Source organism: Thioalkalivibrio sulfidiphilus (assembly GCF_000377945.1).
GTDB lineage: Bacteria > Pseudomonadota > Gammaproteobacteria > Ectothiorhodospirales > Ectothiorhodospiraceae > Thioalkalivibrio_A > Thioalkalivibrio_A sulfidiphilus_A.
The window spans coordinates 13,019-35,778 of record NZ_KB898950.1 but is presented as its reverse complement, the minus strand read 5'-3'; the positions used below and the strand labels follow the sequence as shown (position 1 = coordinate 35,778).

General features: G+C 65.4%; 23 protein-coding genes. 13 read left to right on the top strand and 10 right to left on the bottom strand.

The features are described 5' to 3' along the window. A partial coding sequence (locus D580_RS16300) for a DUF4372 domain-containing protein (RefSeq protein ID WP_155999836.1) occupies positions 1 to 109 on the bottom strand: 109 nt, incomplete at its 3' end. Positions 110 to 347: 238 nt separating this feature from the next. Here D580_RS16300 and D580_RS0111815 point away from each other — a divergent pair. Next, on the top strand, positions 348 to 1,601 hold the full coding sequence (locus tag D580_RS0111815) for a DNA recombination protein RmuC (RefSeq protein WP_018954591.1): 1,254 nt from the start codon (positions 348 to 350) through the stop codon (positions 1,599 to 1,601). 33 nt (positions 1,602 to 1,634) lie between these two features. On the opposite strand, the gene D580_RS0111810 is transcribed toward D580_RS0111815, so the two are convergent. Both D580_RS0111810 and D580_RS0111805 read right to left on the bottom strand, forming a co-directional pair. Beyond that, positions 1,635 to 2,156 carry a GNAT family N-acetyltransferase gene (locus D580_RS0111810; protein ID WP_018954590.1) on the bottom strand — a complete coding sequence of 174 codons (522 nt, stop codon included), beginning with the start codon at positions 2,154 to 2,156 and terminating at the stop codon, positions 1,635 to 1,637. 86 nt (positions 2,157 to 2,242) lie between these two features. After that, a complete protein-coding gene (locus D580_RS0111805) occupies positions 2,243 to 2,995 on the bottom strand; it encodes a hypothetical protein (RefSeq protein WP_018954589.1) in 753 nt (250 codons plus the stop codon). Between the two features lie 122 nt (positions 2,996 to 3,117). Between D580_RS0111805 and hpnC the strand changes: the two genes are divergently transcribed. Genes hpnC through D580_RS0111785 form a run of 4 tightly spaced genes read left to right on the top strand, consistent with a single transcriptional unit; the run spans position 3,118 to position 6,997 of the window. Further along, positions 3,118 to 4,017, top strand: coding sequence for a squalene synthase HpnC (hpnC, locus tag D580_RS0111800; RefSeq protein WP_018954588.1), 900 nt, complete (start codon positions 3,118 to 3,120; stop codon positions 4,015 to 4,017). Further along, complete coding sequence (gene hpnD / locus D580_RS0111795) at positions 4,014 to 4,895, top strand: presqualene diphosphate synthase HpnD (protein ID WP_018954587.1); 882 nt, start codon at positions 4,014 to 4,016, stop codon at positions 4,893 to 4,895. Before hpnC ends, hpnD begins: the two co-directional genes overlap by 4 nt. Further along, positions 4,892 to 6,208 carry a hydroxysqualene dehydroxylase HpnE gene (gene hpnE / locus D580_RS0111790; protein WP_018954586.1) on the top strand — a complete coding sequence of 439 codons (1,317 nt, stop codon included), beginning with the start codon at positions 4,892 to 4,894 and terminating at the stop codon, positions 6,206 to 6,208. The genes hpnD and hpnE overlap by 4 nt, the downstream gene beginning before the upstream one ends. A 24-nt stretch (positions 6,209 to 6,232) precedes the next feature. Beyond that, on the top strand, positions 6,233 to 6,997 hold the full coding sequence (locus D580_RS0111785) for an SDR family NAD(P)-dependent oxidoreductase (RefSeq protein WP_018954585.1): 765 nt from the start codon (positions 6,233 to 6,235) through the stop codon (positions 6,995 to 6,997). A 150-nt stretch (positions 6,998 to 7,147) separates the two neighbouring features. Here the strand turns inward: D580_RS0111785 and D580_RS0111780 are convergent, their stop codons facing one another. The 4 genes from D580_RS0111780 to D580_RS0111765 form a co-directional block, all read right to left on the bottom strand. Then, complete coding sequence (locus D580_RS0111780; protein ID WP_018954584.1) at positions 7,148 to 7,456, bottom strand: DUF2007 domain-containing protein; 309 nt, start codon at positions 7,454 to 7,456, stop codon at positions 7,148 to 7,150. A 6-nt stretch (positions 7,457 to 7,462) separates the two neighbouring features. After that, entirely contained in the window at positions 7,463 to 8,047 is a 585-nt protein-coding gene (locus D580_RS0111775; protein ID WP_018954583.1) for a hypothetical protein, read from the bottom strand. A gap of 179 nt (positions 8,048 to 8,226) precedes the next feature. Beyond that, positions 8,227 to 8,970 (bottom strand): acetoacetyl-CoA reductase, encoded by a 744-nt coding sequence (gene phbB / locus D580_RS0111770; protein WP_018954582.1) that lies wholly within the window; start codon positions 8,968 to 8,970, stop codon positions 8,227 to 8,229. 33 nt (positions 8,971 to 9,003) lie between these two features. Next, a complete protein-coding gene (locus tag D580_RS0111765; RefSeq protein WP_038043663.1) occupies positions 9,004 to 9,378 on the bottom strand; it encodes a phasin family protein in 375 nt (124 codons plus the stop codon). A 198-nt stretch (positions 9,379 to 9,576) separates the two neighbouring features. Here D580_RS0111765 and D580_RS0111760 point away from each other — a divergent pair, with 198 nt between their 5' ends. Further along, complete coding sequence (locus tag D580_RS0111760) at positions 9,577 to 10,725, top strand: tetratricopeptide repeat protein (protein ID WP_018954580.1); 1,149 nt, start codon at positions 9,577 to 9,579, stop codon at positions 10,723 to 10,725. Between the two features lie 122 nt (positions 10,726 to 10,847). Here D580_RS0111760 and phaR read toward each other — a convergent pair whose 3' ends face one another. From phaR to D580_RS0111745, 3 genes are all read right to left on the bottom strand, one after another. Then, positions 10,848 to 11,327, bottom strand: coding sequence for a polyhydroxyalkanoate synthesis repressor PhaR (phaR, locus tag D580_RS0111755; protein ID WP_018954579.1), 480 nt, complete (start codon positions 11,325 to 11,327; stop codon positions 10,848 to 10,850). Between the two features lie 276 nt (positions 11,328 to 11,603). Then, a complete protein-coding gene (gene phbB, locus D580_RS0111750; protein WP_018954578.1) occupies positions 11,604 to 12,353 on the bottom strand; it encodes an acetoacetyl-CoA reductase in 750 nt (249 codons plus the stop codon). Between the two features lies 1 nt (position 12,354). After that, positions 12,355 to 13,539, bottom strand: coding sequence for an acetyl-CoA C-acetyltransferase (locus D580_RS0111745; protein WP_018954577.1), 1,185 nt, complete (start codon positions 13,537 to 13,539; stop codon positions 12,355 to 12,357). Between the two features lie 266 nt (positions 13,540 to 13,805). Here D580_RS0111745 and phaE point away from each other — a divergent pair, with 266 nt between their 5' ends. From phaE to D580_RS0111710, 7 genes are all read left to right on the top strand, one after another. Continuing rightward, positions 13,806 to 14,888, top strand: coding sequence for a class III poly(R)-hydroxyalkanoic acid synthase subunit PhaE (phaE, locus tag D580_RS0111740; protein WP_018954576.1), 1,083 nt, complete (start codon positions 13,806 to 13,808; stop codon positions 14,886 to 14,888). Positions 14,889 to 14,892: 4 nt separating this feature from the next. After that, positions 14,893 to 15,963 (top strand): class III poly(R)-hydroxyalkanoic acid synthase subunit PhaC, encoded by a 1,071-nt coding sequence (locus D580_RS0111735; protein WP_018954575.1) that lies wholly within the window; start codon positions 14,893 to 14,895, stop codon positions 15,961 to 15,963. Positions 15,964 to 16,241: 278 nt separating this feature from the next. Next, the gene (locus tag D580_RS0111730; RefSeq protein ID WP_018954574.1) at positions 16,242 to 18,146 is read left to right on the top strand and encodes a propionyl-CoA synthetase; all 1,905 of its coding nucleotides are present in this window, start codon (positions 16,242 to 16,244) and stop codon (positions 18,144 to 18,146) included. Between the two features lie 164 nt (positions 18,147 to 18,310). Beyond that, positions 18,311 to 19,009, top strand: a complete 699-nt coding sequence (locus tag D580_RS0111725) for a GntR family transcriptional regulator (protein ID WP_018954573.1) — start codon at positions 18,311 to 18,313, stop codon at positions 19,007 to 19,009. 8 nt (positions 19,010 to 19,017) lie between these two features. After that, positions 19,018 to 19,917 (top strand): methylisocitrate lyase, encoded by a 900-nt coding sequence (gene prpB, locus D580_RS0111720; RefSeq protein WP_018954572.1) that lies wholly within the window; start codon positions 19,018 to 19,020, stop codon positions 19,915 to 19,917. Beyond that, positions 19,910 to 21,070 (top strand): bifunctional 2-methylcitrate synthase/citrate synthase, encoded by a 1,161-nt coding sequence (prpC, locus tag D580_RS0111715; protein WP_018954571.1) that lies wholly within the window; start codon positions 19,910 to 19,912, stop codon positions 21,068 to 21,070. Before prpB ends, prpC begins: the two co-directional genes overlap by 8 nt. Positions 21,071 to 21,220: 150 nt before the next feature. After that, on the top strand, positions 21,221 to 22,669 hold the full coding sequence (locus tag D580_RS0111710; protein ID WP_018954570.1) for a bifunctional 2-methylcitrate dehydratase/aconitate hydratase: 1,449 nt from the start codon (positions 21,221 to 21,223) through the stop codon (positions 22,667 to 22,669). The last annotated feature ends 91 nt before the right edge of the window (positions 22,670 to 22,760 follow it).

Sequence of the window (22,760 nt, the reverse complement as noted above, 5' to 3'; positions counted from 1 at the left end):
GAAATGTCCTGACGCGGTGATCTCCGCCATAGCGTGTGACGATGCGGGCGAAAGTCGTCCAAGGCAGAAAGTCCATCAACTGCGCGAACAAGGTCTTTCCGGTGTACATAGGGGGTCCTCGATGGAATACCCCTTGTACGATCCCTTGAACACGACCTCGCGCTCAAGTCGACACCACCAATTTTCAGAAAAATATGACTAAAAGTCATATTGTTATGCGAATATGCATCAGAGTTAACCGGACACTAGTGGTTTAATCCTGTTAATCATGTAAATCCTGTCAGAATCTTTTTCCGTCTTTCCTCTGCGCCTCCGCGGTAGATATTGATCCCTGACCAGGAAACACCTTGGACACGACCCTGATCATCGCCGCCCTGATCGCCCTCGCCACCGGTGCGCTGCTCGGTTACGGCATCGCGCACCTGCGCGCCCAGCGGCTGGTGGCGGTGCTGCAGGCGGAACTGGATGCCGAGCGGCGCCGGGGCGAGGAACGGGCGGCGGCCTTCGAGGAATCCCGCCGGCAGATGGCCGACAGTTTCTCCGCCATGGCCAACCAGGCCCTGCACCAGAACAACGAGGCCTTCCTGCGGCTTGCCCAGGAACAGCTCAAGGCCTTCCAGGTGCAGGCCAGCGCCGAACTCACCCAGAAGGAGAAGTCCTTCGAGGGTCTGGTGAAACCCATCCGCGAGACCCTGGAGAAGACCGAGGCCCAGCTCCGCGCCATGGAGCAGGCCCGGGAGTCGGCCTTCGGTTCCCTGACCCAGCACCTGCGCATCATGGCCGAGGGTCAGCAGCGGCTGCAGAACGAGACCCACAACCTGGCCCGGGCCCTGTCACGTCCCACGGTGCGCGGCCAGTGGGGCGAGATGACCCTCAAGCGCCTGGCGGAGCTGGCGGGCATGGTGGAGCACTGCGATTTCCAGGAGCAGACCCACCGGGCCACCGAGGACGGCGCCATGCGCCCGGACATGATCGTGCGCCTGCCCGACGCCCGGGAACTGGTGGTGGACGCCAAGACCCCGCTGGATGCCTACCTGGCGGCGGTGGATGCCCCTGACGACAAGCACCGGGAACAGCATCTGAAGACCCATGCGCGCAAGCTGCGCGAGCGCATGCGCGAACTCTCCAGCAAGGCCTACTGGACCCAGTTCAAGGAATCGCCGGACTTCGTCATCCTGTTCATCCCCGGCGACCAGTTCCTGTCCGCCGCCCTGGAACACGATCCGGCCCTGCTGGAGGACGCCCTGTCCAACCGGGTGATCCTCGCCACGCCCAGCAGCCTCGTGGCGCTGCTGCGCGCAGTGGCCTACGGCTGGCGCCAGCAGGCGGTGGCGGAGAACGCCGAGAAGATCCGCGAGCTGGGCGAGGAACTCTACAAACGCCTGGCCACGTTCACTGAACACCTCGGCCGCATCGGCAAGAGCCTGGGCAGCAGCGTGGACCACTACAACAAGGCAGTGGGTTCGCTCGAGCGCAGCGTCATGCCCGGGGCGCGGCGTTTCGCCGAACTGGGCATCCAGGCGAGAAAGCAGATGGAAGAGCCCGTGCCGCTGGAACAGGCCCCCAGGCCGCCGATCCAGGAAGAGGACAACGGAAGCTAGCCCGCTGTGCATTGGCGCGGCGGTACAGACGGATCAGTCCAGGTCTTCCAGTTGCTTGCGATTGATGCGCATCTGCACGACCACGTGCCTGCGCCCGTCAAAGCCCAGGTGTTCCTCGTTGCTGTAGGGCAGGAAGCCCATCTCCGAGCACAGCATGATGCCATCCTCGTTCTCGCCCAGCAGTCGCACCCGGACCTCGCGCAGCCGATACTTGCGAAAGGCGATGTACAGCAGATGCTCCATGAGCTCGCTGCCCACGCCGTGGTTGCGCAAATCCGGGTCCACCACCAGCGGACCCAGGTAGCCCTGGCGGCTTTCCTCCACCTCGTAGAGGGCACCCAGCGCCACCACACGGCCCTGTAACTCCGCCACGGTGACGTCCTGACGTGAACGCAACAGATCGCGCACCGCGCTGGCCTTGCCGGGCTCGCTGCATTCCCAGTAGACGAGCGCGGCCTCGGCCTCGTCCACGGTAAGCCGTGGCAGGGCCGCGAAGTCGGATTCCTGCAGGGGGCGGAAGCTCAGGGTCTGCCGCTTGGGGCGGGGATTCGCCATGGAAGGTCGGACAGCTCTCTTGTTTGCGAACATTTAGCCACAAAACGGGGCGGGTGACCAAGGGTGAATCGTGCCGGGAATGACCCTCAGCTCTCCCGTCTGCGGGCCGCGGTTTCAAGCTCCGAGACCAGGACCTCGGCGCTGCCCAGGAGCGTGGCGATCTCCCGGGGTTCCGTGGGACTGAGGGGACGGATCACCGCGAAGGCCCGGGCGCTGGCACGCAGGGCCAGGTCATGCTCCCGCCGCAGGCTCTCCAGCACCCCCGACTCCATCACCACCCGCAGGGCTTCATCCTTCTCGCCGGGGTGGGTACGCAGCCGCAGACCCGGCACGGGCCGCACGCCCGGCGGCAGTTCCAGGGGCACCAGGTCATGGAGCGTCTCCACACGGTCGGCCAGGTGGCCGAAGGCGGCAAAGCGGGGATTTTCCGGCTCCACCATGAGATAGGGCGCATCCAGGATGTCGCTGTAGATGAGCACCACGGTGCGCATGGGGCCGGCGGCGCGATCGCGCAGCAGGTAGCGCCGCCAGCGGGCCTGGCCGCTCAGCAGATCGAACAGCCACCAGCGACGACCGCCCTCCTCCCGGTACTGGGGATGAAACACCATGCCCGCCTCGATGGACTCGATGACCCCCAGACGCACCAGTTCCTTGAGCAGCAGCACCTGCTGGCCAGGCCAGGGTTCGAAGCCCTGGCGGCTGCCCGCGGTGCGCATGCGCCGGGCCCGGGCGCGCATGCGCCGCAGGGCGATGAGCGCGGGCACCACCGTGACCAGGGTGACGACGATCAGCAGGAACAGGTACAGCAGGGTGTCGCGGTAGATCTCCAGTTCATCCATGGGGCGCCCTCCGGAGCTTGAGACCGGGTGTCCTGTGGTAGACTCGCCCCCCATGCAGAGGCCCATGCTGACTCATCGTTTCCCTCCCGTTCCCGTGCCGCGACGTCGGCACCCGCTTCGCAATGCCAGCCCCGTCCGACCGTGAGATCCGCAGGGCCTATGCCCAGTGTATAGACAAGGCCCGGGCCCATTACGAGAATTTCCCCGTGGCCTCACGCCTGCTGCCGGCCCGGCTGCGCGGTCCCGTGGCGGCCATCTACGTGTTCGCTCGCCGTGCCGATGACCTGGCCGACGAGGGTACGCTGCCCGCCGAGGCACGCCTGCGTGCCCTCGATGCACTGGAGCAGCAGCTGCTGGCCGCCGCCGAGGGCCGGCCGGACGACGATCCAGGCTTCGTGGCCCTGGCCCATGCCATCCGCAGCCATGGACTCCCTGTCTCCCTGTTCCAGGACCTGCTCAATGCCTTCCGCCAGGACGTGAACAAGAAGCGCTATGCGGACTTCGGCGAACTGATGCAGTACTGCCGCCTGTCCGCCAACCCGGTGGGGCGCCTGCTGCTGCACCTGGTGGGTCACACGGACGAGCGTTCCCTGGCCTGGTCCGATGCCATTTGTTCCAGCCTGCAACTGATCAATTTCTACCAGGACCTGAGCCAGGACTATCACGAGATGGGGCGCATCTATCTGCCCCAGGACGAGATGGCCCGCTTCGGCGTCACCGAACGGCACATCGCCGAGGCCATCTCCGACATGAGTATGCAGCGCCTCATGCACCTGCAGTTTACCCGCGCCGATCGGCTGCTGCGTTCCGGCGCGCCCCTGGGCGGGATGCTCAAGGGTCGCTTCGGCCTGGAGATCCGCCTCATCACCCTGGCCGGTGCCCGGGTGCTCTGGCATCTCAAGCGTCAGCAGTCGAGCCTGTTCTCCCGGCCCCGTCTGCGCCTGGCCGACTACGCCGTCATCCTGCGCGGTGCCCTGTTCCCGGCGCGCGCCGCCCGCACCGCCACTGCGAGAACACCATGACACCGGAACAGTACTGCCAGGACAAGGCCGCGCGCAGCGGGTCCAGCTTCTACTACAGCTTCCTGTTCCTGCCCGAGGAACAGCGCCGGGCCATCACCGCCCTGTATGCCTTCTGCCGTGAGGTGGACGACGTGGTGGATGAATGCCAGGAGCCGGACATCGCGCGCCGGAAACTGGACTGGTGGCGGGAGGAGATCGCCCGGGTGTTTGCCGGCAACCCGAATCACCCGGTGGGCAAGGCCCTGCTGCCGGCCATCGAGCGCTACAATCTCCCGGAGGAGCATTTCCGGGAGATCATCGACGGCATGCAGATGGACCTGGACTACGACGCCTACCCCACGTTCACGGAGCTGTCCCTGTATTGCTACCGGGTGGCCTCGGTGGTGGGCCTGATGGCCGCGGAGATCTTCGGCTACCAGGACCGCCAGACCACCCGCTACGCCCATGACCTGGGCATGGCCTTCCAGCTCACCAACATCCTGCGCGACGTGCACGAAGACGCCCTGCGCGGCCGGGTCTACATCCCCATGGACGAGATGCGCCGTTTCGGCGTCGAGCCCCGGGAACTGCAGATGCCCCAGGCCTCGGAGCGCCTCAAGTCCCTGTTCGAGTTCCAGGCCCGGCGCGCTCGGGACTATTACAAACGCGCCTTCGAGCGACTGCCCGAGGTGGACCGCCCCGCCCAGCGCAGCGGCATCATCATGGCGGCCATCTACCAGACTCTGCTGGATGAGATCGAGGCCGATGGCTACCGGGTCCTGGAGCGGCGCATCCGGCTCACGCCGATCCGCAAGCTCTGGATCGCCTGGCGCACGGCACGCCTGGAAAAGCGCCGGGCAAAGCTCTACCGGAAACAGCTGAAGGGTGCGTCATCATGAGGCCCGTGGATACCGTGGTGGTGGGCGCCGGCTGGTCTGGACTGGCCGCCGCCGTGGAGCTGACTCGGGCAGGCCGCGAGGTGACCGTGCTGGAATCCGCGCCGCAGGCCGGTGGGCGGGCGCGCAGCGTGAGCCTCGGTGACCAGACCCTGGACAACGGCCAGCACATCCTGCTGGGCGCCTATGGTCATGTGCTCGAGCTGCTCGCTCACCTGGACATCCCGGAGGCCGAGGTCCTGCTGCGCCTGCCCCTGGACCTGACCATGCGCGCACCGGAACACCGCGGCCTGTCACTGTCCACCCTGTACTTGCCCGCCCCCCTGCACCTGCTGGGTGGGCTGCTCTCCGCCCGGGGAGTGGGATTCTTCGAGACCCTGGGCGCCCTGCCCGGCATCCGCCGCATGCTGGGCTGGGACGAGGCCGAAGACATCACGGTCGCCACCCTGCTGCAGCGCTGCGGACAGCCGGATCACCTGGTCCGAGGCCTGTGGGTGCCCCTGTGCCTGGCGGCCCTCAATACCCCGGTGGAAACGGCCTCGGCGCGGCTGTTCACCCGGGTGCTCAACCTGGCCTTCACCGGCCATCGCCGTCACTGCGACCTGCTGATCCCCCGGGTGGACCTCGATCTGGTGCTGGCGGAACCAGCACGGCGTTATCTCGAGGCCCGGGGCAGCCGCCTGCTCACCGGCCACCGGGTCACGGCCCTGGAAGCCCTCGATGGCGGCGGGCTCAGGGTGCGCATGCGGGAGCTCGCCCTGGAGGCCCGGCACGTGGTGCTGGCCACCCCCGCCGGGGTGACCGCGGCCCTGTGCACCGGCCTGCCCGGACTCAAGGACGTGGTGCTCGGACTGGAACACCTGGGCTTTGAGCCCATCTGCACGGTCTACCTGCGCTACCCGCCCGAGGTGCGCCTGCCCATGCCCATGGTGGGCGTCCTGGACCTCACCGCACAGTGGATCTTCGACCGCCGACACACCGGCAATCCTGGCGTCATGGCGGTGGTGATCTCGGGTCCCGGTCCCCACATGGAGCTGGACAACGACGCCCTGACCCGGCAGGTGGCCGCGGAACTGGCCCTGCTCTACCCGGACTGGCCCGCCGCCGGCGAGGCCTGGGTGGTGCGGGAAAAACGCGCCACCTTCCAGGCCGCTGCCGGCTGCGAGGCGCACCGTCCCTCCATGCGCACGGCCCTGACCGGCCTGTGGCTGGCCGGGGATCACGTGCAGAACGGTCTGCCCTCCACCCTCGAAGGGGCGGTGATCAATGGCTTACAATGCGCCCGCGCCATCCTCGCCAGCCATCCCGTCACCTGACTTCCTCTGACGCAACGCGAAACCATGACCCCAGAAGAACTGCTCGCCTATCAGCCCGCCCCCGACCTGCTCAGGGACCGTGTCATCCTCGTCACCGGTGCCGGCATGGGCATCGGTCGCGCCCTGTCCCTGGCCTGCGCCGGTCTGGGTGCCACGGTGATCCTGCTGGACAAGGAGATCCGTGCCCTGGAGACGGTCTATGACGAGATCGAGAAGGCAGGCGGCACGCAGCCGGCCATCTACCCCATGAACCTGGAAGGCGCCACGGCCAAGGACCACGAGGATCTGGCGCAGAACGTGGAAAAGGAACTGGGCCGACTGGACGGGCTGGTGCACAACGCCGGCTGGATCGGCGGCTTCACCCCGCTCAAGCTCTACGATGTGGAGCTCTGGTCACGGGTGATCACCACCAACCTGCACGCCCCCTTCCTGCTCACCCGGGCGGTGCTGCCGCTGCTGGAGGCGGCTGAAGATCCTGCGGTGGTGTTCTCCGCCCATGAGAGCGCCAAGGCCTACTGGGGTGCCTTCGGCGTGGCCAAGGCGGGCCAGGAGGCGATGCTGAAGATCCTCGCCGCCGAGTACCAGGGGGAGCGATTCATCCGGGTCAACGGTGTGGACTCCGGTCCAGTGCGTACCCAGCTGCGCGCCCAGCACTATCCAGGCGAAAACCCCAACAAGAACCCGACGCCGGAGAGCGTCATCGCCCCCTACCTGTATTTCCTCGGCCCCGACGCCGGCCGCACCACCGGCGAGATCGTGCGGCTGGAGGGCAAGGTCGCGGTCGAGTGAGGCGGCGGGAGCAAAAGCTTCAACGCAAAGGCGCAAAGACGCAAAGGACGCGAAGAAAGATCTTCTTGTTAAAAAACCTTTGCGAACTTTGCGTCTTTGCGCCTTCGCGTTAAGGCTTTTGATTCAGCATCCTGAAGACAGGCAAGGACGTCAGCCCCGCTCCCGGCCGCAGTTCCAGCACTGGGTGAAGACCGGTTCAAGCTGCTCGCCGCAGCCCGGGCAAGTCCAGCCGGGACCCTCATCTCCCGCCGCCGTGACCGCCTCGATGATCTCCCGGGCACGGTCCTCGTCCCCGTCTTCCATGACCCAGACCTCCGGCCAGCACTCCGTGGGTGGCAGTTCGCCGGAGGCGCCGAACAGCAGCCGGTTTTTGACCATGCACTGGATGCCCTCGTTCTCCAGCACCCCCTGGATGAAGCCCGCCGCGGCCGGGTCGCTGGCGAAGAACACCCGCTTCATGCAGCCTTACTGCACCGTGCCGCGATTGGCGCTCTGGAAGTATTCCAGGGCCTTCTGGATGGCGAACATGGGCGCCTCTTCCAGGCTCTCGGCGGCATCCGGGGTGCGCACGTCGGAGTAATACTTGCGAAACGCCAGGATGTGGATGGGCAGTTCCTTGGCGAACAGCTCGTTGGCGTTGATGAAGTGCTGGGCCAGGGCCAGCGGGATGCGTGCGCGCAGGGCGCGGGAGAGCTCGCCGGTCTCCATGCGGATGCCGGGCAGTTCGCCGGCAGCACCGTGGACCTCCAGCCTGACCATCTGCGCCGGGCCGCTCACCTCGCCCAGCTTGAGCTTGGGGTCGATGTCCAGGTGCCCCTTGCTGCGGATGTGGTCGAAAGGCTGGAAGATCTTGCTGGACATGTTCACCGCCCAGAGCTCCAGTTGCTCGCGCAGTTCCCGCGCCTCGCTGCAGTCGCCCAGTTCGTGCATCACCCGGGCGTAGAGCATGTCCCAGATCCAGACCTGGCCGTACTCGGGCAGTTCGCCCTCGGCCCTGATCATCACCGGGGAGGATTCGCTGGGGGAGAGATGCAGTTCAAAGGTGGCCAAGGGTGCGCTCCTGGAGGATCTGTGGCGTGGTGCGGGAAATGGATGGTTCAGCCGCAGAGTATATCAACCCCGGGCTGTCCCCCGCCTTTCACCCCGCTCTCCTTGCGCCTATCGCCTCACCCGGAACAAAAAAAGGGCCCCGGATGGGGCCCAGCAGGAGGTGTCCTGTCATTGGCACATCAGGACATGTACAAACCGCCGTTGACGGGGATGTTGGCCCCGGTGATGTAAGCGGCGCGGGGATCGCACAGGAAGGCCACCACGTGGGCGATCTCCTCCGGCGTTCCCATGCGCCCCATGGGCACCTGGGCCACGATGGCGTTGCGCACCTCTTCGGGCATGGCAAGGGTCATGGCCGTGGCCACGTAACCCGGGGAGACGGAGTTGACCGTCACGCCCTTGGTGGCCACTTCCTGGGCCAGGGACATGGTGAAACCGTGGATTCCCGCCTTGGCCGCCGCGTAGTTGCACTGGCCGAACTGGCCCTTCTGGCCGTTCACCGAGGAGATGTTCACCACCCGGCCGAAGCCCCGCTCCACCATGGCATCGATCACATGGCGGGTGACGTTGAACACGCTGTCCAGGTTGGTGGTCATGACCTCGCGCCACTGCTGCTCGCTCATCTTGCGCAGGGTCTTGTCCCGGGTGATGCCGGCACAGTTGACCAGGATGTCCACGGGTCCGATGCGTTTGGCCACCGATTCCACCATGGCCCGGGCGTCCTCGAAGGAGGACACGTCACCGGGCTCGATCTCCACCTCGATGCCCTCGGCCAGCTGGGCCTGTTGCCAGGCCCTGGCCTCGGTCTCCAGCGACGGCAGGTAGTTGGCGACCACCAGACAGCCCTGCCGGGTCAGTTCCCGGCAGATGGCCGTCCCGAGGCCACCGGTTCCCCCTGTCACCAGGGCGACTCGCCTTACCATGTTTTCGCCTCCTTTTCGGGCGTGTTCAGACTTTCAGGCGGCACGCTTGGTGGCGCTGGCAGTGGCCTGCTTGACGTCTTCACCGGCACTCTTGATGGCGGTGTCCACCAGCTTCACGGCGGCCTCGCGGGCCTCGGTCAGCACCTCGGCGCAGGACTTGCCGCTGGCCATCAGCTTCTGGCTGTACTCGCGGGCCAGCTCGGCCTGACCGGACACCACATCCTGGTAGCCCTTGGCCTTGCCCACCAGTTCCAGGTTCTTCACGCCGGTCTCCACCCAGGCGTCCATCAGGGCCACCTGTTGGGCCATGAGCTTTTCCATGGCGCTCTGGTTGATCTCGGCCAGGCGACGGCTGTTCTCGAAGGCGTCCTGGGTCATCTTGTTCATCAGTTCGATCATTTCTTTCATGGCGCTACCCTCCACGGGTTCTAGGTTTGGATCTATCATGCTGCAATGCAGCATTGTTGCACTGCAACATATAGCCCATGGTACACCTGTGTCAAGCCCCCCGGAGTAAAAAATCTGACTGCCTGATCCCGGACCCGTTGGAATAATCCGGGTGGCCGGCCCGTTTAAACTGGGACACCCATCGAAACAGGTCACCCCATGTCCCCTGCTCCAGCCACCCCCTGTCACGACGCCCGGCGCCTCACGGCCCGCAGGGCCATCGCCCTCTCCTGCCTCGCTGGCCTGCTGCTGACCGGCACCAGCAGCGCCGCAGCCCAGGAGGCCCCGGCCATCCGCGCGAACCCGGACACGGTTCGCAACTGGAACCGTTTTGTCGACGGGGTCTACCAGCTCCATCTGCAGCACCTGCGCGACACGGAGGTGCGTACCGAGAGCCGTCCGGGTGGCTACCCCGAGGGCAGCCTGGGAGGGCCGGACTTCTTCCATGAAGTGCACTACTACGACGCTGCCACGGGACGCCTGCTGAGCCGCATCCAGTGGGAACGGGAGCAGGTGCAGACCATCCACAGCATCCAGGTCTACCTCCACGACGATGAGGGTCGCGTACGGGTGGACTACTACGCCGCCTATCTGCCCGTGTTTCGCAATGCGCCCATGAACACCCTGGTCAACCTGCACGCCTACCACGGGGAACTGCGTGCCTTCCGCCAGTTCGACGCCTCGGGCAATCGTCGCTACGAGCAGTGCCGGGGGCGACTGGAAGGTGAATCCCTGTGGCTGGATGCCGAGTTCTTCCCCGTGGAGGAGACGCTCGCCGAGAGCGACACCTACCAGCGCTGTTTCGGCACGCTCCAGGAACAGGCCGGCGAGCACATTGACCCCCTGCATTATCTGCGCGGGACCGCCCAATGGCCGGCCATTCGCCCGGACAGCGAGGCGGCACTGGATCAGCTCATCAGCCAGTACGCACGCAAGAGCGGCATCACACCCCTGCGGGCGGACCTGCGGGTCAAGGGCGGCGATGCCCGGTACCTGAAAGGGGACGACCCGCAGGCCATCGCGCACTACGACGCGGCGCTGGAGATCGACGCCGACCTGTACGAGGCCCATTTCGGCCGGGGGATGGCCCTGACCCGGCTGGGCAGGGTCGAGGAGGGGATCGAGGCGATGGACCGGTATCTGGCGCAGGCACCCGGCAGTGCCCTGGGCTATGTCCAGCGCGGACTGGCGCACCTGGCGCTGGATCGACAGGAACAGGCCGTCACGGATCTGCGCAGGGGGCTCACGCTCGACCCGGACAACGCCGAGGCGCGCGCGGCGTTGCAGCGGCTTGGACAGGATGGTTGAGGGATGACGGCCGTAAACTCCGTGCTGGCATCACGGGCATGCGTTGAGGCCTAAAGGCACGTTCGGCCCGGGGTCGGGCCTCCTACGCAAACCTCCGCGCCCTTGCGCTCCTGGCCTGAGGGTCACTTGCCGCCGGACTTGTCCTTCGGCGCGCCGCCCAGTCCCGCGGCCTTGAGGAATTCCCCCTGCATGTCCTGCCAGAACTCCAGGTTGCGGCGGGTCATCTCCGCCACGTCCCAGGCGCCCTTGCCGCTGATGGCCTCCTGCATCTGGCGGCTGAAGTGCTGCTGCTGATCGGCGAAGAACTTCATGCTCTGTTCCAGGTAGCCGGAAAAGGCGTCGTGGACCGCGTCGTCGTAGAAGCGGATGAAGCGGGTGAGCATCTCGGTGGAGAACAGCGGGTCCTTGCCGGTCTCCTGGTCGGTGATGATCTGGATCAGGATGCTGCGGGTGATGTCCTCGCCACTCTGGCTGTCCAGCACCTGGATGTCCGTGCCGCCGCGCACCAGCTGCTGAACGTCCGCCAGGGTCACGTAGCGGCTTTCCTCGGTGTCGTAGAGCCGACGATTGGGATACTTCTTGATGATGCGCGGCGGTTTCACCCGATACTCTCCTAGTGTCGTGTCCGGCAAATATCTTACCATTCAGCGTGACTGTGCGGGCGCGTGGCCAGGCACGCTTGCGCAGGAATGGCCACCCCCCTTTCAAGCAAGCGTAACACCGCCACACGCCCGCACAGCCGCGCCCAAAGGGAGCCCCGCAAAAGCGCCAATACGGCGTTGCACACCTTGCCAAGGGCTTGCCATTGCCTGCGGTGTGCGCCTTGCCTTGGCGCTTTTGCGGGGCTCTGAATGGCAAGATATTTCCCGGACACGACACTAGTGCATGTGCTGTCCGCCGTTGGCGGCGAAATTGGCGCCGGTAATGAACCCGGCATGCTCGGAAGCGAGAAAGGCTACCACATGGGCGACCTCCTCGGGTCGTCCCAGGCGCCCCACGGGGATCTGGGCGATGATCTTGTCCCGGACCTCCTCCGGCACGGCCATCACCATCTCCGTGGCGATGTAGCCCGGGGAGATCGTGTTCACCGTGACCCCCTTGCGGGCCACCTCCTGGGCCGCCGCCATGGTGAAGCCGTGCATGCCGGCCTTGGCGGCACTGTAGTTGGCCTGGCCGAACTGGCCCTTCTGGCCATTGATGGAGGAGATGTTGATCACCCGGCCCCAGCCCCGCTCGGCCATGCGCGGCAGCAGCGGCTGGGTCATGTTGAACACGCTGTCCAGGTCGGCGCAGATCACCTCCCGCCAGTGACCCGGGGTCATCTTCTTGAGGGTCGTGTCCCGGGTGATGCCGGCATTGTTCACCAGGATGTCCACGGGCCCCAGATCCTTCTCGATGGTCTCGGCCAGCTGCACGCAGGCTTCATAGTCGCCCACGTCACAGGCGTAGATGGTCACCTGGTGGCCGCTCTGCTTCATCTGCGCCTGCCAGGCCTCGGCCTTCTCCCGGTTGCGGTAGGTGGTGGCCACCCGGCAGCCCAGATCGCTCAGACGCGCACAGATGGCCGTACCGATGCCGCCGGTGCCGCCGGTCACCAGGGCCACTTTGTTCTTCAGATCACCACACATGTCACAGTCCCTCCACCGCCATGGCCACGCCCTGGCCGCCACCGATACACAGCGTCGCCAGCCCCTTGCGGGCGCCGGTGCGCTTCATGCCGTGCAGCAGCGTGACCAGCACCCGCGCGCCCGAGGCGCCGATGGGATGGCCCAGGGCGATGGCACCGCCACTGATGTTGACCTTGGACAGATCCCAGCCCAGGGAACGGTTCACCGCAATCGCCTGGGCGGCGAAGGCCTCATTGGCCTCCACCAGATCCAGATCCGAGGGCTTCCACCCGGCGCGCTCCAGACATTTCGTGGTGGCGGGAATCGGCCCGGTGCCCATGATCGCCGGGTCCACGCCGGTGGCCGCGAAGGAGACGATGCGCGCCAGCGGCTTGAGTCCCAGTGCCTTGGCGCGGGACTCGCTCATGACCATCACCACGGCGGCGCCGTCGTTGATGCCAGAGGCATTGCCCGGGGTCACGCTGCCCTCCTTGTCGAAGGCCGGTCGCAGGCCGGCGAGGGTCTGTGCCGTGGTGCCGTGACGGGGGAACTCGTCGGTGTCGAACAGGATGGGATCGCCCTTACGCTGGGGGATCTCCACCGGCACGATCTCGTCGCGAAATACCCCGGCCTTCTGGGCCCGCTCCGCGCGCTGCTGGGACTCGGCGGCGAAGGCATCCTGGTCCGTGCGGCCGATCTCGAACTGCTTGGCGATATTCTCCGCGGTGTTGCCCATGTGGCAGTTGTTGAAGGCACACCAGAGGCCGTCGGTGATCATGGTGTCCACCAGCTCCCAGCCACCCATCTTCTTGCCAACGCGCGATCCGGGCAGCACGTGAGGGGCCATGCTCATGTTCTCCTGGCCGCCGGCAATCACCACCTCGGCATCGCCGCAGCGCACCGCCTGCCAGGCCAGGTGCACCGCCTTCAGACCGCTGCCGCAGACCTTGTTGATGGTCATGGCAGGCACGCTGACCGGCAGACCCGCAGCCAGGGCCGCCTGGCGGGCCGGGTTCTGGCCTGCGGCGGCCTGAAGCACCTGTCCCAGGATGACCTCGCCCACCTGATCCCCGGACACACCGCTTCGCTCCAGCAGCGCACGGATCACACGCGCACCCAGCTCGCTGGCAGGGATGCCCGCCAGGGCGCCGTTGAAGTTGCCTACGGGGGTTCGCACGGCCTCGACGATGACGACGGAATCACTCATGGTGGGTCTCCTGCATGGACATTAGGTTTGTATGAGGACTGGGTATTCGGCGGACCATAAGCACGCCGGCACAAGGTGATATTGACCACGCTCAAGGTCCGTACGATCAGGTCTTGAGCCGACCGGGAGGCTCAGCCTGACACCCTGATCTATAACAGATGCTCAAGCACTCTGCCGGTCGCGCGTATTGTTGCACTGCACAATTTTTATGCTAATCTCCCAGGATATTGAAACAGAAGATCACCAAATAACCAGGAGCGGTTCCCATGACTGATTCCAATCCCTTCTCCTCAGAAGACTGGCTGAAGGCCCAGCGCAAGTACTGGGACGCCTGGTTCGACATGTCGCGCCGGGCCATGGAGGCCGGCGCGCCAGCGGACAACCCCTGGACCGGTGCCCTGGAGCGCTGGTGGCAGGGGGTTTCGCCCGCGGTTGCCCCGGATGCCCGTGAGTTTTACGACCGCATGGTGGAGATGGGGCGCAGCTACTTCTCCATGGCCGAGGAGTTCATGCGCAAGAGCGGCGGTTCCGAGGTGCCGTTGGATGCATTCAAGACCTGGATGGACCAGCTATCCGAGGCCCTGCGCAACCCCGCGACCAGGGCCGACGCCGCACCGGGCATGAAGGATTTCATGGCCTTCTGGCAACTGCCCATGGATACCTGGCAGCGTTTCGCCTCCTCGGTCATGCCGGTGCCGGGCGACCTGATGAAGGCCTTTCAGCCGGAAGGCGCCGCCTCATTCAGCGAAGGCATGCGCGAACACTTGGACCGTTTCCTGTCCATGCCGGGCTTGGGCTACAGCCGCGAGTCCCAGGCCCAGGTCCAGGACTTCGGCCGGCGACTGCTGGACTACCAGCGCGCCTACCAGGCCTACGAGGCCGCCCTCTCCAAGGTCGCCCTGGACTCCGTGGACCGTTTTCGCGCCCGGCTGGAGGAGGCCTCGCACCGGGAGCAGCCCATCAGTTCCCTGCGTGAACTGTTCAACGAATGGGTGGATGTCTGCGAAGAGGTCTACGGAGACTACGCCATCTCCGAGGAGCACGCACGCCACTACGGTGACCTGGTCAACGCCCTCATGGCCGTCAAGCAGGAAGGCTCGCGCCTGGTGGACGAAGCCCTGGAGACCATGAACATGCCCACCCGGCGCGAGGTGAGCACCCTTCAGCAGCGCCTCCAGGAGACCCGCCGGGAGATGCGGCGCCTGCGCAGCCAGATGGAGACGCTGCTCGAGGCCAGGGCCGAGGCACCCCCACCCGCGCAGCCCGCCAGGCCCAAGGCAGCGCCCAAGGCCAAGGCCAGCAGAGCCAAGTCGGCCAAGTCCGCAAAGTCAGATACCCAGAGGACCTGATGTCATGATCCCCGTGCAGCTCAGACCCGACCAGATCCTGGCCGAACTCAGCGAGTTCCAGACCAAGCTGGGCCATGGAATCCAGAACCTCATGGCGGCCGGTGAAATCCCCACCGGCGTGACCCCCAAGGAGGCCATCTACCAGGAAGACAAGCTCACCCTGTATCGCTTCCAGCCCTCCACCAAAAAGGTCCAGAACCCGGTGCCGGTGCTGATCGTCTACGCCCTGGTGAACCGCCCCTACATGACCGACCTGCAGGAGAACCGCTCCACCGTGCGCGGTCTGCTGGAGGCGGGGCTGGACGTCTACCTGATCGACTGGGGCTACCCGGACCGGGCCGACCGCTTCCTGGGCCTGGACGACTACATCAACGGTTACATCGACCGCTGCGTGGACGTGATCCGCAAGCGTCACAAGGTGGACGCCATCAACATCCTGGGCATCTGCCAGGGCGGCACCTTCAGCCTCTGCTACAGCGCCCTGCACCCGGAGAAGGTGAAGAACCTGATCACCATGGTCACGCCGGTGGACTTCCATACCCCGGACAACATGCTCAGCCGCTGGGTGCGCCACGTGGACGTGGACCTGCTGGTGGATACCCTGGGCAACATCCCCGGCGAACTGCTCAACGCCACCTTCCTGATGCTCAAGCCCTACCGGCTGATCGGACAGAAATACCTGGACATGGTGGACCTGCTGGACGACAGCAGCCAGGTGAACAACTTCCTGCGCATGGAGAAATGGATCTTCGACAGCCCTGACCAGGCCGGCGAGGCCTACCGGCAGTTCATCAAGGACTTCTACCAGCAGAACAAGCTGGTCAACGGCGGAGTCCAGATCGGCGATGCTGTGGCGAAACTTGCCAACGTCACCATGCCGGTGCTCAACATCTTCGCCGAGCAGGACCACCTGGTGCCGCCCGCTGCCTCCAAGGCACTGGAAGGCAAGGTGGGCACCAAGGACTACACCGAGCTGTCCTTCCCCGGCGGCCACATCGGCATCTATGTGAGCGGCAAGGCACAGAAACAGGTGCCGCCGGCCATCGGCGCGTGGCTGGATGAAAGGACGAAGTGAGATTTTGGAAGTGGGAACGCCAAAGAAGGCGTGATACTTCTTTGGCTTGATAGTCCCGGTCAGCAACCCATTGTTGTCATCAATATTCCCCATATAAGCCAGGTTAACCGGTATATTCCGCCCATATTAGCCATATATTGTTGACAATCGTTCAGGATCGTCTACCTTCTTAAAAGCCCCTGACGGGTCTGTTCCAAGACGGAACAGACCCGTGCATCTATAACAACAGGGCCGCCTGATCCCGGGTGGCTCCACACCAGGGAAGCGAGGAGAGAGACATGGGTTACGACGAGGTCTACGCCCGCGCCGTGCGGGATCCCGAGGGCTTCTGGGCCGAGGCGGCCAAGGCCATCCACTGGGACGGCCCGGCGCAGAAAGTCCTGGACGATAGCGCCCCGCCCTTCTACCGCTGGTTTCGTGGCGGGCGCCTCAACACCTGCTACAACGCCCTGGACCGCCACGTGGAGGCCGGACGCGGCGACCAAGCGGCGGTGATCTACGACAGCCCCGTCACCCAGACCAAGCGCAGCTACACCTACCGGGAGATGCGCGACCAAGTGGCCCTGTTCGCCGGCGCCCTGGCGCGGCTTGGCGTCGGCAAAGGCGACCGGGTGATCATCTACATGCCCATGGTGCCTGAGGCCCTGATCAGTATGCTGGCCTGCGCGCGTCTGGGCGCGGTTCACTCGGTCGTCTTCGGCGGCTTTTCCGCCCACGAATTGGCCACCCGTATCGACGACGCCAAGCCCCGGGTGGTGGTGGCTGGCTCCTGCGGCATCGAACCCAGCCGGGTGGTGCACTACAAGCCCATGCTGGACAAGGCCATTGATCAGGCCAGCCACAAACCGGAGCACTGCATCATCCTGCAACGCCCCCAGGGACCCGCTGAACTCCTGCCCGGACGGGATTTGAGCTGGGACGAGGCCTTGGACGGTGTCAGCCCCCACGACTGCGTCACCGTGGAGGCCACCGATCCCCTCTACATCCTCTACACCTCCGGCACCACCGGCAAACCCAAGGGCGTGGTGCGGGACAACGGCGGCCACGCGGTGGCGCTCAAGTGGAGCATGGAGAACCTCTACGGCGTGAAGCCCGGCGAGGTCTACTGGGCCGCCTCGGACGTGGGCTGGGTGGTGGGACATTCCTACATCGTATACGCGCCCCTGCTACACGGTTGCACCACCCTGGTCTACGAGGGCAAGCCCGTGGGCACCCCTGACGCCGGCGCCTTCTGGCGGGTGATCTCCGAGCACAAGGTGGCGGTGATGTTCACCGCCCCGACCGCGTTTCGCGCCATCAAGAAAGAAGACCCGACGGCCGAGCACCTCAAGCGCTACGACCTGAGCGGCTTCCGCGCCCTGTTCCTGGCCGGCGAGCGCTGCGATCCGGACACCCTGGAGTGGGCCGGCAAGATCCTCGACCGTCCGGTGATCGACCACTGGTGGCAGACCGAGACCGGCTGGGCCATCGCAGGCAACTTCCTGGGCATCGAACTGCTGCCCATCCGCTCCGGCAGCGCCGGCAAGCCTTCGCCCGGTTATGACGTGCAAATCGTCGACGACAACGGCAAGCCCGTGGCCGCCGGCGAGATGGGGCGCATCGTGGTCAAGCTGCCCCTGCCCCCCGCCTGCCTGCCCACCCTGTGGAACAACGACGAGCGCTTCAAGGAGGCCTACCTCAACGCGGTACCCGGCTACTACCTCACGGGCGACTCCGGCTACCTGGACGAGGACGGCTACCTGTTCGTCATGGGACGCATCGACGACACCATCAACGTGGCGGGCCACCGGCTCTCCAGCGGCGCCATGGAGGAGGTGCTCGCCTCCCATCCGGCGGTGGCCGAGTGCGCGGTGATCGCGGTCAACGACGAACTCAAGGGCTCCCTGCCCCTGGGCCTTGTGGTCATGAAGAGCGGCGTCAACCTGGACAAGGCGACCCTGTGCAAGGAACTGGTGGACCTGGTGCGCGAGGAGATCGGCCCGGTGGCGGTGTTCAAGAAAGTGGCCGTGGTGGACCGTCTGCCCAAGACCCGTTCCGGCAAGATCCTGCGCGCGGTGATGCGCAAGATCGCCGACAACGAGGCGTATCAGGCGCCCGCGACCATCGACGACCCTGCGATCCTCAACGAGATCCGGAGCGCCCTGACGGCCATCGGATATGCGGATGGCAAGGCAAAGATCTAAAAGACAGAAAGGAATGGACAGGATTGACAGGATTTACGGGATTAATGCCCATGTCAGGTCATGATCGGCCGGTTAAATCTGTATCCGCCCTTGTCTTTAATCCTGTCAATCCTGTCCAGGTTTTTTCTTCCAGTGACGCCGATGCTCACAACACCGAGGCGACGATGAAATCAGAAGAACACGGCATCACCCTCGCCGACCGCGTCTTCGCCCGGCTGCGCCAGGCCATCGTGGAGGGCGAGATCCCCGCCGGCAGCAAGATCAGCGAGCCGGAACTGGCCAGTGCCTACGGCATCAGCCGCGGCCCCCTGCGCGAGGCCATCGGGCGGCTCGAGGCCTGCCACCTGGTGGAACGGCGCGCCAACGTGGGCGCCCGGGTGGTGTCCCTGAGTCTGGAAGACCTGATGGAGCTCTACCTGCTGCGTGAATCCCTGGAAGGCCTCGCGGCACGCCTGGCGGCAGAGCGCATGAGCGATGCGGAGATCCGCGAGTTGCGGGACCTGCTGCACCAGCACGAGCAGCGCGCAGAACTCCAGGAGGGCGTCGCCTACTTCCAGAAGGAGGGCGACATGGATTTCCACTACCGCATCATCCAGGGCAGCGGCAATGCCCGCCTGATCCAGTTGCTGTGCAACGACCTCTACCACCTGATGCGCATGTACCGCTACCAGTTCGGCATGGCCAGCAGTCGTGCGCGCAATGCCTTCCGCGAACACGGCCACATCGTCGAGGCCATCGCCGACCGGGACGCAGAGATGGCGGAACTGCTCATGCGCCGCCATGTGCGTGTCTCCCGGGAGAACGTGGCACGCCAGTTCGCCGAACACCCCAACCAGTCACCCAGCATCCGGGCTGCGGGATAGGAGTCACCATGAATCAAAGCCAGACACCGGGCGCGCGCCTGCGCCAGGCCGTGCAGGAAGAACAACCGCTGCAGGTGATGGGCGCCATCAACGCCTACCACGCCATGCTGGCCGAACAGACCGGCTACCGCGCCCTGTATCTCTCCGGCGGCGGCGTGGCCGCCGGCTCCCTGGGCCTGCCGGATCTCGGCATCAGCACCCTGCACGACGTGCTGGAAGACGTGCGCCGCATCACCTACGTCACCGAACTACCCCTGCTGGTGGACGCGGACACCGGCTTCGGCCCCAGCGCCTTCAACATTGCCCGCACGGTGCGCGAACTGATCCGCGCCGAGGCCGCCGGCTGTCACATCGAGGACCAGGTGCAGGCCAAGCGCTGCGGTCACCGCCCCGGCAAGGCCATCGTTACCAAGAGCGAGATGGCGGACCGCATCAAGGCCGCAGCCGACGCCCGCGACCGGGACTTCGTGATCATGGCGCGCACCGACGCCCTGGCGGTGGAAGGCATCGACGCTGCCATCGAACGGGCCGTGGCCTGCGTGGAGGCCGGCGCCGACATGATCTTCCCGGAGGCGGTCACGGAACTGGCGCAGTACCGGCGCTTCGTGGAGGCCGTCGGCGTGCCGGTGCTCGCCAACATCACCGAGTTCGGCAAGACGCCACTGTTCACCGTCGAGGAACTTAAGTCCGCGGGCGTGTCGCTGGCCCTCTACCCGCTGTCCGCCTTCCGCGCCATGAACCAGGCGGCACTCAAGGTCTACGAGGCCATCCGCCGTGACGGGACCCAGAAGGAGGTCATTGATCTGATGCAGACCCGCGACCAGCTCTACGATCACCTGGGCTATCACGCCTACGAGGAAAAGCTCGACGCACTCTACAGCCAGGACAAGGGGAAACGCGATGAGTGATGCAGACCAGAGCCAGGCCACGACGCCGAAGCCGAAAAAATCCGTCGCCCTGTCCGGCACGGTGGCGGGCAACACCGCCATCTGCACCGTGGGGCGCACCGGCAATGACCTGCACTACCGGGGTTACGATATCCTCGATTTCGCCGACATCGCCGAGTTCGAGGAGATCGCCTACCTGCTGATCCACGGCAGCCTGCCCAGCCGCGCGGAACTGCTCGCCTACAAGGACCGCCTGCGCGCCCTGCGCGGCCTGCCCGCGGCGCTGCGCAACACCCTGGAGCAGATCCCGCCCTCGGCCCATCCCATGGACGTGATGCGCACCGCGGTGTCGGTGCTCGGGACCCTGGAACCCGAGAAGGACGACATGAGCGTTTCCGGTGCCCGGGCCATCGGAGACCGGCTGATCGCCTGCCTCGGTTCCGCCCTGCTCTACTGGTATCACTACGCCCACGACGGCAAGCGCATCGAGGTGGAGACCGACGACGACAGCATCGGCGGCCACTTCCTGCATCTCATGCATGGAAGCACGCCCCCGGATATCTGGGTGCGCGCCATGCACACCTCGCTGAACCTCTACGCGGAACACGAGTTCAACGCCTCCACCTTCACCGCGCGGGTGATCGCCGGCACCAACGCCGACATGTACTCGGCCCTCACCGGTGCCATCGGCGCGCTGCGCGGGCCGAAACACGGCGGCGCCAACGAGGTGGCCTGCGAGATCCAGTTGCGCTACCAGAACCCGGACCAGGCGGAGGCGGACATCCGCGAGCGGGTGGGTCGCAAGGAGATCATCATCGGCTTCGGTCATCCGGTGTACACCACCGGGGATCCGCGCAACCAGGTGATCAAGTCAGTGGCACGGCGCCTGTCCGAGGAGCGCGGTACGCTGACCATGTTCGACGTGGCCGATCGCCTTGAGAGCGTGATGTGGGAGCTGAAGAAGATGTTCCCGAATCTCGACTGGTTCTCGGCGGTCTCCTATCACATGATGGGCATCCCCACCGCCCTGTTCACGCCCATCTTCGTCATCTCCCGCACCACCGGCTGGGTGGCCCACGTGATCGAACAGCGCCAGGACGGCAAGATCATCCGTCCCAGCGCCAACTACACGGGTCCGGAGAATCAGCCCTGGGTGCCCATGGACAAACGTTGAAGTGCGAAGTGGGAATTGGGAAGTGGGATAAAACCCTGCCGCCCCCCTCTCCCTCAGGGAGAGGGCCGGGGTGAGGGTGGTGTCATTCCCACTTCAAAATTCCCACTTCGTACTTTCGTTCTCACATCTCACCTCTTAGCGGAGCAACCAATGAGTCACCACATCGCCGACACCAACGTCCGCCCCGAACCCGATCCGGAACTGAAAGCCATCGCGGACTACGTCTGCGACTACCCCATCGATTCCGCCGAGGCCCTGGACACGGCCCGCAACTGCCTGATGGATTCCCTGGGCTGCGCCATGCTGGCACTGCAGTACCCGGAATGCACCAAGCACCTGGGGCCCGTGGTCCCGGGCACCGTGGTGCCCAATGGCAGCCGCATCCCCGGTACCCAGTTTCAGCTCGACCCCATCCAGGCCGCCTTCAACATCGGCGCCATGGTGCGCTGGCTGGACTTCAACGACACCTGGCTGGCCGCGGAATGGGGCCACCCCTCGGACAACCTGGGCACCATCCTGGGCCTGGCCGATCACCTGAGTCGCAAGGCGGTGGCCGAGGGCAAGAAGCCCATGAACATCGACGACGTGCTGCGTTACATGATCAAGGCCCACGAGATCCAGGGTGTGCTGGCATTGGAGAACAGCTTCAACCGTGTAGGCCTGGACCACGTGGTTCTGGTGAAGGTGGCCTCGGCGGCGGTGGCCGCCCACATGCTGGGCGCCAGCCGTGAACAGGTAATCGATGCCCTGTCCCAGGCCTGGGTGGACGGCCAGGCACTGCGCACCTATCGCCACGCGCCCAATACCGGCTCACGCAAGTCCTGGGCGGCGGGCGATGCCTGCGGCCGCGCGGTGCGACTGGCGCTGATGGTGATGAAGGGCGAGATGGGCTTGCCCAGCGTGCTGTCCGCGCCCCGCTGGGGCTTCTATGACGTGCTGTTCAAGGGCGAGAAGTTCCGCTTCCAGCGTGACTACGGCAGCTACGTGATGGAGAACGTGCTGTTCAAGATCAGCTTCCCCGCCGAGTTCCACGCCCAGACGGCGGTGGAATGCGCCATGCAGTTGCACGACCAGGTGAAGGACCGCCTCGACCAGATTGATCGCATCGAACTGAGCACCCAGGAATCCGCGGTGCGCATCATCAGCAAGGACGGTCCCCTGCACAACCCGGCGGACCGGGACCACTGCCTGCAGTACATGGTGGCCGTGCCCCTGATCTTCGGCGAACTCACCGCCCGCCACTACGAGGACGAGGTGGCCGCCGACCCGCGTATCGACGCCTTGCGCGAAAAGATGCGCGTGGTGGAAGATCCGCGTTACTCAAAGGACTACCACGACCCGGACAAGCGCTCCATCGCCAACGCCGTGCAGGTCTTCTTCAAGGACGGCAGCAGCACCGAGAAGGTGGAGGTGGAATATCCCATCGGCCACCGCCGCCGCCGCGCCGAGGGCATACCTGTCCTGGAAAACAAGTTCCGCGACGCCCTGCGCACCCGTTTCCCCCGGGGCCAGGCCGCGCGCATCTACGACCTGTGCAAGGATCCGAAGCGTCTCGCGGCGACCCCGGTGCACGAATTCATGGATCTGTTCTTGATTTGAGATCTTTTGCCGCAGAGACGCGGAGGCGCAGAGAAAGATCAATTTGACAGGATTAACAGGATTCTCAGAAATCCATTTTTCTTTGATTCAA